The sequence below is a fragment of the Polymorphospora sp. NPDC050346 genome, from assembly GCF_040655695.1.
Classification (GTDB): Bacteria; Actinomycetota; Actinomycetes; order Mycobacteriales; family Micromonosporaceae; genus Polymorphospora; species Polymorphospora lycopeni.
This window is the reverse complement of the sequence record NZ_JBFAKM010000029.1, coordinates 1-10153: the sequence shown is the minus strand read 5'-3', so window position 1 is coordinate 10153 and position 10153 is coordinate 1. Positions and strand designations below refer to the sequence as shown.

General features: G+C 71.3%; 10 protein-coding genes. 1 reads left to right on the top strand and 9 read right to left on the bottom strand.

Annotated elements, in window-relative coordinates:
* Positions 1–140 precede the first annotated feature (140 nt).
* From AB0I42_RS25805 to AB0I42_RS25770, 8 genes are all read right to left on the bottom strand, one after another.
* A complete protein-coding gene (locus AB0I42_RS25805; protein WP_357540906.1) occupies positions 141–698 on the bottom strand; it encodes an RICIN domain-containing protein in 558 nt (185 codons plus the stop codon).
* 207 nt (positions 699–905) lie between these two features.
* The gene (locus AB0I42_RS25800; protein WP_357540904.1) at positions 906–2609 is read right to left on the bottom strand and encodes an acyl-CoA dehydrogenase family protein; all 1704 of its coding nucleotides are present in this window, start codon (positions 2607–2609) and stop codon (positions 906–908) included.
* A gap of 186 nt (positions 2610–2795) precedes the next feature.
* A complete protein-coding gene (locus AB0I42_RS25795) occupies positions 2796–3485 on the bottom strand; it encodes an RICIN domain-containing protein (protein ID WP_357540902.1) in 690 nt (229 codons plus the stop codon).
* Positions 3443–4063: an RICIN domain-containing protein gene (locus AB0I42_RS25790; protein ID WP_357540900.1), complete on the bottom strand. Its 621-nt coding sequence runs from the start codon at positions 4061–4063 to the stop codon at positions 3443–3445. The genes AB0I42_RS25795 and AB0I42_RS25790 overlap by 43 nt, the downstream gene beginning before the upstream one ends.
* Positions 4064–4286: 223 nt before the next feature.
* The gene (locus tag AB0I42_RS25785) at positions 4287–4658 is read right to left on the bottom strand and encodes a GntR family transcriptional regulator (protein WP_357540898.1); all 372 of its coding nucleotides are present in this window, start codon (positions 4656–4658) and stop codon (positions 4287–4289) included.
* Between the two features lie 70 nt (positions 4659–4728).
* On the bottom strand, positions 4729–5379 hold the full coding sequence (locus AB0I42_RS25780) for a thymidine kinase (RefSeq protein WP_357541062.1): 651 nt from the start codon (positions 5377–5379) through the stop codon (positions 4729–4731).
* A 58-nt stretch (positions 5380–5437) separates the two neighbouring features.
* Entirely contained in the window at positions 5438–6844 is a 1407-nt protein-coding gene (locus AB0I42_RS25775) for an MFS transporter (RefSeq protein WP_357540896.1), read from the bottom strand.
* 18 nt (positions 6845–6862) lie between these two features.
* A complete protein-coding gene (locus AB0I42_RS25770; protein WP_357541060.1) occupies positions 6863–7630 on the bottom strand; it encodes a glycerophosphodiester phosphodiesterase family protein in 768 nt (255 codons plus the stop codon).
* A gap of 117 nt (positions 7631–7747) precedes the next feature.
* Between AB0I42_RS25770 and AB0I42_RS25765 the strand changes: the two genes are divergently transcribed.
* Positions 7748–9223 carry an Hsp70 family protein gene (locus AB0I42_RS25765; RefSeq protein ID WP_357540894.1) on the top strand — a complete coding sequence of 492 codons (1476 nt, stop codon included), beginning with the start codon at positions 7748–7750 and terminating at the stop codon, positions 9221–9223.
* Between the two features lie 33 nt (positions 9224–9256).
* Here the strand turns inward: AB0I42_RS25765 and AB0I42_RS25760 are convergent, their stop codons facing one another.
* Entirely contained in the window at positions 9257–9901 is a 645-nt protein-coding gene (locus AB0I42_RS25760) for a DUF305 domain-containing protein (RefSeq protein WP_357540892.1), read from the bottom strand.
* Positions 9902–10153 lie beyond the last annotated feature (252 nt).

Below are 10153 nucleotides of genomic sequence, written 5' to 3'. Positions count from 1 at the left end.
GGGTGTGGTGGCGGGTGGGGGGGGGGGCGCGGCGGGGGGGGGGGGGCCCCCCCCCGACTTCGTCACATGGATTCCGTGGACGACCATTCATTCACGTTCACGCGCGGCGGGAGTAGTCGCCGAATGAGGTCGTCTTCACCTCACCACAGTAGTTGCCACCAGTGGTCGTCCGCCGTGAGGCAACTGTATATACCGAGTGCCGCGCCGTTGCCGCCGACACAGCTATCACTCTTGACGTTTCTGAGCAGTTCGTCTTCCAAATAGAAGAGCTGATTGTCGTTGGGGCTGGGTATGCAGGTTCGCTGGATCAGCGCGGTTCCGTTCGCGGGTGCGGCGGTGCCCGGCAGGTCCACGCACAGTCCGCTCTTCGCGTTACGGATCGTGAAGCTGGAGAATCCGGGGCGGTAGTCCACGTACCACCGCTGGTTGTCGGCGTCGGTGTTGTCGCAGGTGTACTGGATGACGGGGTCGCCGGGACGGCCCGTCCCGGCGCCAGCGAGGTCCATGCACTTGCCGGTCACCGGGTTGTAGATGTTGAAGGGGCCCGCGGACGTCGTGTCGACGATCGAATTGCTTCTTGTGGCGGGTGGCGCCGGTGTGGAAGAATTCGGGGAGTTGGTTTTGGTAAGGGTTGAGAGTCCGAGAACGGCCATCGCCGGCAACGTCATCGTGGCAGCGATTTTCCAGACATTCCTCAATGTGACGCCTCCCCGCTTTTTGTGCCGATGGGCGCGCTGGTAGTGCCATTGCGGGAGTTGTGGCTACTGTTGTAGCCATCAATAGGCTATCCGCTCGCGCAAGCTCGGTACAAGGCTTGAATTCGGGGCGGACGCGTGCAGCGACCAGCCGCCGCGGAAAAGCGGCGTGACGGTAAACAGGAACCTGATCGCAGGTATACGGAGAGGCTAGGCCAGCAGCTCAAGATGATGATGGGCGTCGATCGCGATGTCGTCGCCGCGCAGCCAGCGCCGGGCCCACAGCCGGGCCGCCACCTCGGCCTGCTCGTCGCCCCAGTCGGCCTGCTCGACCAGCAGCGCCGTGGTCAGCGCGTACGCCATCCGCAGCGCCAGCCCGCGCGCCCCGGCGACCACCTGCGCGGCCGTCGGGTCGGCGGCGACGTCGGCCAGCGCCTCGCGTAGCCGGGCGGTCGCCCCGGCGAGGAGGTCGGCGACCAGCGGCGACCGGGTACGGGCCACATCGGCCGCGGCGTCGAGCCGGCGCAGCAGCGGCGGGGCCGCGTCCTCGCGGGTGACGGCACGCAGCACGTCCAGGGCGAGCACGTTGGTCGTGCCCTCCCAGATCGGCAGCACCTGGGCGTCCCGCAGCAGCCGGGGCACCCCGGTGTCCTCGACGTAGCCGGCGCCACCGAACGCCTCCACGTACTCGCTGGCCGCCGCGGCGGCGAGCCGGCCGGTGGCGAGCTTGGCCAGCGGAGCGACGAGACGCAGCTCGGCGGCGGCGTCCGGGTCGGCGCCGATCTCGACCCGACCGAGCAGCGCGAACGTGTGGCCGGTGAGAACGAACGCGCCGGCCGTGTCGACGGCGAGCGTGCCCAGGGTGGCCCGGTGCAGCGGCGAGTCGGCGAGCCGCCCGCCGGCGATCTGCCGGGCCCCGGCGTAGGCGAGGGCGTACGCCAGGCCGCGGCGCATGCCGCTCGCGGCGGCCGACGCGTTGTGCACCCGGGTGACCACGACCAGGGTCATCGCCCGGACCAGACCCGGCTGGCCGGGATCGCCGACCGGCAGCGCGTACGCGTCGTGCAGGCCGATCTCGGCCGTCGGCAGCGCCCGGGTGCCGAGCTTGTCCTTCAGCCGGCGCACGGTCACGCCGGGCGCCGGCATGGCCGGATCGGCGCCGCCCGCGAGCGGTGAGTCGGCGGCGTAGCGGGGCACCAGGTAGGGGGCGAGGGCCCGGCTGCCGGGCCCGGCCCCCTCCGGCCGGGCCAAGGCGATCGCCATCGCCGAGTCGGCGGCGGAGCAGAACCACTTCTCGCCGGTGAGCCGCCAGCTTCCGTCCCCGGCCGGGCGGGCGGTGGTGGTCGAGCGGGCCAGGTCGGAGCCGCCCTGCGCCTCGGTCATCCACTGCCCGCTGGTGATCGCGGTGTCCGGGTCGGTGCTGGTCAGCCGGGGCAGCCAGGCGTCGCGTACGGCCGGGTCCACATCCGGGCGGGACAGCAGCGCCGCCGCCCCGTCGGCCATCGCCACCGGGCAGGAGAACGTCGCGGACTCCGGGGCGTACAGGTGCAGCAGGGCGTGCTGGACCACCCGGGCCGCCGCACCCCAGGTGGCGCGGGCCTCGGCCTGGTACGGCAGCGCGACGACGGCGTGCCGGGCGGCGGCGGCCCGCTGCGCCTGCCAGCCGGCGCTGGTGTCGATCCGGTCGACGCGGGCGCCCCAGCCGTCGTAGCGGACCAGGGTCGGCGGGTCGTTCTCGGCGTCGTGGTGCGCGGCCCGAAGTGGCCCGTCGACCTCGGCGGCGAGGGCGGCCAACCGGTCCTTGGCGGCGGCGTGGCCGGCCGATCCGAGGTGCCGCTCCAGCCACGAGTTGAGCTGCCGGTCGCCGGCGTACGGGTCGGCCGGTGGGGGCGCGGGCTGGACGTGGCGGGCCATCGATGGACTCCTCGGCGTCGGCGGCGGGGGTGTGCCCGACGGTAGACCACCGGGCCGGTCATCGACAGCGGTGCGGCGCGAATGGCGGGCAGCACGATCGGCCCGAACCGGTGCCGGTTCGGGCCGATCGGTGGTGGGAGTACTCCCGGTGTTTGCCGGGTCGGTGCCGGAGCTAGCCGGTCACCGTCACGGTCTCACCAACTCGAACCCGGTAGCGAGCGGGGAAGAGGAGGCCGAGCCGTACGGCGAGGACGGTGCGAATGGATAGTTGGGCAGCCATTCGTGATCGTCGTTGATGTTGCAGTTGTACATGACCAGGGCGGTACCGTTACCGCCGGTTCCTGGCCCGACAACATCGATGCACTTGTCGCTCTTCAAATTGTGGAGCAGATTGTCCGCATCGAAGTAGAACATCTGGTTGTCGCCGTCACCTGGTCGGCAGTAGTACTGGATCGGCTGGGTCCCGTTCGGCACCGGGCCGGTGCCTTCCAGGTCGATGCAGAGGTTACTCTTCGCGTTGCGGATGGTGAAGCCGTTTGGAGTGGTGTCGAGGTACCACAGTTGGTTGTCGGCGGTGGTCGCGTTACACGTGTACAGGATGAGCGTGTCGCCGACGGAACCGGCGCCCGTCCCGACCAGGTCCATGCACTTGCCGGTGACAGTGTTCTTGAAAATGTAGGGTCCCTCGGTGGCCATCACTGCGGCGTCCGTGGCTGCGGCCGATCCGGGCGTCGTCGAATTGGCCTGAGCCGGTGCTGCGAAGCTGGCCACGGCAAGGCCAACCGCCACAGCAATTCCGATACCTCTGATGAGTCGCATGCGGTCGGCTCCCATCAGGACGTAGCCGCCTGCTGTGCCCGGAAGCTCAAGGGCCACCAGTCCCATTCCTGGTCGTCGTTGTCGATGCAGTTGTACACGACCAGCGCGGTACTGTTTCCGCCGGTGCCCGGGCCGACGACGTCGATGCATTTGTTGCTGACGACGTTCAGGAGCTTGCCGTCCCCGTACCACTGGAACATCTGATTGTCAGTGGGGCCTGGCCGGCAGGTGTACTGGATCAGCGCGGTTCCGTTGGCGGCCGCACCGGGGCCCGGCAGGTCGAGGCACAGGCCGCTCTTCTCGTTCCGGATGCTGAATGTGACGCCGCCGGCGTAGATATCGGCGTACCACCGCTGGTTGTCGGCGGTGCTGGAGTTGCAGGTGTACTGGATGACCGGGTCACCGAGGGCGCCGGCACCCGTTCCGACCAGGTCCATGCACTTGTCGGTGCGCCTATTGTGGAACTGAGCTGGCCCGTCCGCCGCCATGGCGGCGAGTTCGGTGGCGGTAATCGATCCGGACGGGGCGATTCTCGAGGAGTCGGCGGAATCGGGCTCGGCTTGGGCCGGGCTGGCGATACTGAGTGCCATCACGCCGATCAGCGCAGCAATTGAAAGACTGCGGAACTTTCGCACGTTCACTGCCTCCCGTATGGCAGGGACACCTGTAGGCATCTACTGCCAAGCAGTCGTGTGGGATGAAAGAGTTTCCTATTGGCCGCGCAGCCGTCAGTAGCCTACCTGTCACACAGCGCAACAGGCAACGACTGACCGTAATCAATATTTCTGCCACATCGTATTGACATTTTTAGTTTCGTCACCGGCATCGAAAGTAGCCGGGCGCCCGGTGGGCCGCCGGTCAGCTACGGGTGTCGAGGGCGGCGGCGACCAGGGCCAGTGCCTGCTCCGGCGGCAACCCCAGCCGACGGGACAGGGCCGCGTAATCGGCCGCCGCCCGCCGGGCCTCGTCCGGCACCCCGCCCGCCTGCGCGGTCACGAACGTGCCGTGCCGGCCCCGGGTCTCGACCAGCCCGGCCTGCTCCAGTTCGCGGTAGGCGCGGGCGACGGTATTGGCGGCCAGCCCGAGATCTTCGGCGAGCCGGCGTACGGTCGGCAGCCGGGTGCCGGCGGCCAGCCGGCCGGTCGCGGCCAGCTCCGCGATCCCGGCCCGGACCTGCTCGTACGGCGCGACCGGCGACGCCGGGTCGACGGTGACCGGAAGCGACGTCATGCGTCCCCCTCGCTTCGCTCGGTGACCGCATGACTTGCCCTGAGCCTGATGATGACCTCGCTTCGCCCGGTCATGGGCGCACCGGGCCGAGGTCGCCGGTGCGGTGGTGGCGCCGACACAGCACCTGGTAGCGCACCTCGCTGTGGTCGACGGTGTCGCCGATGACGACCTGGGCACCCTCCCGGGCCACCTTGCCGTCGACGACCCGGGCGTTGAGCTGGCCCTCCCGGCCGCACCAGCACAACACCTCGACCTGGATGCGGGCGACCTCGTCGGCGAGTTCGAACAGCCGCCGGGCGGCCGGGAACAGTTCGGCCCGGAAGTCGCTGGCCAGCCCGAACGCGAACACGTCGACGTCGTAGCAGTCGACGAGCTCGGCCATCTGCTCGACGTGCTCGACGGTGTAGAAGCACGCCTCGTCGCAGATGAGGTAGTCGACGCGCTCGCCGTCGGCCCACCGGCCCCGGACCAGCGCCCGCAGGTCGAGTTCGTCGGTGACCTCGATCGCCTGGTGGGCCAGCCCGATCCGGGTGGTGATCTGCGGCCCCAGCGAGCGGTCGATGCGGGTCAGCACGATCCCGCGCCGGCCCTGCCGGGCGTGGTTGTAGTTCATCTGCAACGCCATCGTGGACTTGCCGCAGTCCATCGGCCCCCAGAAGAACTTCAGGGCGGCGCCGTGGCGCAGCCGGCCGTCGCCGGCGACCAGGCAGGCGGGGGACAGGGCGGAGTCGTCGACGGTCACGGTCGGGCAGCGTACCGGGAACGTGCCCGACCGATCATCACAGGACCCGGGGCGGGGTGTTGCCGGCCGCGATGATCGCCTTACGCATCGGCACCGCCAGCAGCAGCGCGAAGCCGACCACGAAGAAGATCAGCAGCGAGACCAGACCGACCCGGTAGCTGTTGGTGAGCTGGAACACCAGGCCGAACGCCAGCGGGCCGAGCCAGCTGGTGCCCTTGTCGCTGATCTCGTAGAAGCCGTAGTACTCGCCTTCCTTGCCGGCCGGGATGAGCTGGCTGAACAGCGACCGGCTCAGCGCCTGGCTGCCGCCCAGGACCAGACCGATCGCCGCGCCCAGGATCATGAACGGGATCGGCGCCTCGGCCGGCAGCCAGAACGCGGCCAGGATCACCCCGGTCCACAGGACGAGGCTCATCAGCACCGTCTTCCACGCCCCGATCCGCTTGGCGACCCCGCCGAGCAGCAGCGCGCCGCCGAACGCCAGGAACTGCACCAGCAGGATCGTCACGATCAGCGTCGTCTGGTCGAGCCGCAGCTCCTCGGTGCCGTACTGGCTGGCCAGGGCGATCACGGTCTGGATGCCGTCGTTGAAGACCAGGAACGCCAGCAGGAAGAACAGCGTCAACGGGTACGCCTTGAGGCCCTTGATGGTGTGGCCGAGCTGCTTGAAGCCGTCGAAGAGCACGTTGCCGCGTACGCCGCCGGCGGCCGCCTCCACCGACGGCCGTTCCCGCAGCCAGAAGAGCGGGACCAGGGTGAACGCCGACCACCAGACGCCGGCCGACACGATCGACCAGCGGGCCAGGTCCAGGGTGCGCTGCGGGTTGCCCTCCTCGCTGAACAGGGTCACCACGACCAGGTTCAGCATCAGCAGCAGGCCGCCGCCGAGGTAGCCGAGCGCCCAGCCCTTGCTGGAGATACCGTCCCGGTCGTCGGGGCCGCCGAGTTGCGGCAGGAACGAGTTGTAGACGACCACGGCCGCGCCGAAGCTGACGTTGGCGAACACGAACAGGGCGCCGCCGAGCAGGTAGCGGTCGCCGGTGACGAACACCATCGCGATCGTCGCCCCGGAGCCGAGGAAGGCGGCGACCGCCAGCAGCCGCTTCTTGTGCGCCGACCGGTCGGCGATCGCCCCGGTGATCGGCAGCACGAACACGGTCAGGAACACCGACAGCGACACCAGGTACGGGAAGTAGGCGCCGGCGGCGACCTTGATCCCGAGCGGGTAGACGTATCCGGTGCAGTCGGCGGCGCCCAGTTCGCAGCCGGCCGCGACCTCGGTGATGCTGGTCAGGAACGGGCCGAGGAAGACGGTGATGACGGTGGTCGAGAACGCCGACATCGCCCAGTCGTAGAAGTACCAGCCGGTCCGTTCGCGGCGGGTGCTGTGCGGCGGTTGCGGCGGCGTGGCGGTGTCGCCCGCGGCGGTGACGGTGTCGGCCATCGGAGTTTTCCCGGGGGTTCAGGCGGTCCAGTGGCCGCGGCGGAGATAGACGTCGCGCAACACGTCGACGTGATCGGTCATGATGCCATCCACGCCCAGATCCAGTAACCCGTCCATCTGGGCGGGTTCGTCGATCGTCCAGACATGCACGTGCAACCCCAGCCGGTGGGCGTACGCGACCAGCCGGCGGTCGACGACCGGGATCCGGCCGTACTGCACCGGCACCTGCGCGGCGACGACGGACGGCGGCAGCGTGATCCGCCGCCCGTGCAGCGACGCCAGCCGCAGCCGGGCGACCGACCGCATCCCGAGCGACGTCGCGACCGACGGGCCGGCCAGGGCACGCAGCCGGTTCAGCCGGGCGTCGCTGAACGAGGCGAGCAGTACCCGGTCGCCGGCGCCGGCCCGCCGTACGTCGGCGACCGCCGCCTCGGCCGCGGCGTCGGCCTTCACGTCGACGTTGAACCGGACCTGCGGCCAGGCGGCGAGTACGTCGTCCAGCCGCGGCACGACCGCCGCCCCGCCGACGCGTACCGTGTCCAGGTCCTTCCACCGCAGGTCGGCGACGCGGCCGCGGACCCCGGCGACCCGGTCCAGGGTCGGGTCGTGCAGGACGACGGCGACGCCGTCGGCGGTGGCGTGCACGTCGGTCTCGACGTACCGGTAGCCGAGGTCGATGGCCCGCGCGAACGCCTCGGCGGTGTTCTCGTCGCCGTGCGCGGCACCGCCACGGTGCGCGAACGCCAGCGGTCCGGGGGCGTCGAGGTACGGGTGGGGGTGCGGCACGGTGGGCAGTATGCCCGGCCCGGTTGGCCGGCGGGTGGACGGCACCCGGCGGGGCGTGGTCGGCGCGGTGTTCGCCGGTACGTCGGGTACGCGCACCGGTTCAGTATCGTGACCCGCATGCGGGTCCTCGGTGTCGACTTCGGCACGTCCAACACGGTGGCGATGGTGCGTGGTCCGGACGGCCGGGCGCGTCCGCTGCTGTTCGACGGTTCGCCGTTGCAGCCGTCGTGCGTCTACCTCGACCCCGAGGGCCGGATGCTGGTCGGTCGCGACGCCGAGCGGTCGGCCCGCATCGACCCGTCGCGCTACGAACCCAACCCGAAGCGCCGCGTCGACGACGGTGTGGTGCTGCTCGGCGACCAGGAGCTGCCGCTGCCGCAGGTGATCGCGGCGGTGCTGCGGCGGATCGCGGCCGAGGCGCAGCGCCAGCTCGGCGGCTCCTGCGACGAGCTGCGGATGACGCATCCGGCGCAGTGGGGCGAGCGGCGCCGGGCGGTGCTGGTCGACTCGGCGCGGGCGGCCGGCCTGCCCGCCCCCCGGCTGATCGCCGAGCCGGTCGCGGCCGCGTCGTACTACACGGCGGTGCTCGGTACGGCGGTCCCGGTCGGCCGGGCGCTGGGCATCTACGACCTCGGCGGCGGCACGTTCGACGCGACCGTCGTACGCCGTTCCCCGGCCGGATTCGAGGTGCTGGCCGAGCAGGGGCTCGGTGAACTCGGCGGCCTCGACTTCGACCAGGCGCTGGTGGAGCATCTGGGCCGCGGCTACTCCACCGACCACACGATGATGTGGAACTCGGTGATCAGCCCGGGTGACACCGGCCAGCGCCGGCAGCGCACGCTGCTCTACGACGACGTACGCGGGGCCAAGGAGATGCTGTCCCGCACCACCAGCGCCGACATCCACCTGCCGGCGCTGGACATCTCGGCGCACGTGACCCGCGAGGAGTTCGAGGCGCTGATCCGGCCGGCGCTGATGCGTACGGTGACCTGCCTCGCCCAGACGATCACGGCGGCCCGGCTGCGGCCGGCCGACCTGGTCGGGATCTTCCTGGTCGGCGGGTCGAGCCGGATTCCGCTGGCCGCACACCTGATCCACAGCGAGTTGGGGCTGCCGCCGACGACGCTGGAGCAGCCGGAGACGGTCGTCGCCGAGGGCGCGCTGTGTTTCGGCGTGCCGGGCGCCGCCGGCCAGGGGCACTCGGGGGTGCCGCGGGCCGTACCGGCGCGACCGGTGCCGGGTCCGCCGGCCCGGCCGGCCCCGGCGCGACCGGCGGCCGTGCCGCCGCGCGGGGGACCGGCGTACCCGCAGCAGCAGCAGCCCGTCCGACCGGTCTCCGCCGGGCCGGTCGGTCCGGGCCCGGCCCAGCCGGTCCGGCCGGGGCCGCAGCCGCCCCGGATGGCCCCGCGACCGCCGCAGCCGGCGCGCCCCGTCGCCCCGCCGCCGCAACCGGTGCCGACGCCCCGACCGCCGGTGATGGCGCCACGCCAGCCGGAGAAGTCCTGGTACGAGGAGCCGGCGAAGGTGTGGACGCTGGCCCTGGGCGTGATGGTGGTCATCGCCCTGGTGGTGCTGCTCGCCTCGACCGCCTGAGTTGGCCGGGCGTCCGGCCGACGGCCGGCGCGTCTACAGGCGGCTCAGGATGTCGCGCATCGCGGTGATCTCGGCCTGCTGCTCGGTGACGATCCGCTGCGCGAGGGCCTTGGCGTCGGCGTTGGCCCCCGTCGCGATCTCCTGCCTGGCCATGGTGATGGCACCCTGGTGGTGGGTGATCATCATGGTGAGGTACTGCTGGTCGAACTCGGTTCCCCTGGCGTCCGCCAGCTTCTGGATGTCGGCGTCGGACAGCATGCCCGGCATCGGGTGATCCGTGCCGGGCGGGGCCGTACCGTGGCCGGCGCCCGGCATCGGCGCCGGCCGGCCCCAGGCGGCCAGCCAACCGGTCATCGTGTCGATCTCCGCTTGCTGGTTGTCGCGGATCCGCTTCGCGAGCGCCTTGACGTCGGTGTTGTCGGCGCGGGTCTCGGCCAGCACCGACATCTCCACGGCCTGACGGTGGTGCGGGACCATCGTCTGGGCGAACATCACGTCGGCGTCGTTGAACGTCGTCGTGGTGCCCGCCGTGGCGCCGGCCGGCGCCGTCGGGGCCGCGCCCTGTTCGGTCGCGGAAGAGTATTTGCCGCCGCCGCCGCACCCGGCCAGCACGACGGCGGCGGTGACGGCGAGCCCGGCCAGGACGGCACGACGCGGTACGGCAGAAGGTGTCAACACAGGAGTGAGCCTTTCGGGCCGGTGGGCCGCGCGCGGCGGCCGGCAGCCGGGGATTCCCGGTTCACGGCACTCCATGCCGCCTACTCCGCCCCGTCATCAGCCGGCCGGCCGGCGGGCGCCGGGCCGCCGGCCCGTCCCGGCCGCCGCGCACCGACCCGGCCGGCGCGAGCGAGGGGCGTGCTCGCTGCGGGCCGGGCACATATAGCTGTCGCGGGCCACAGCGAATTCGGCGTATCCACGCCGAATTCGCTG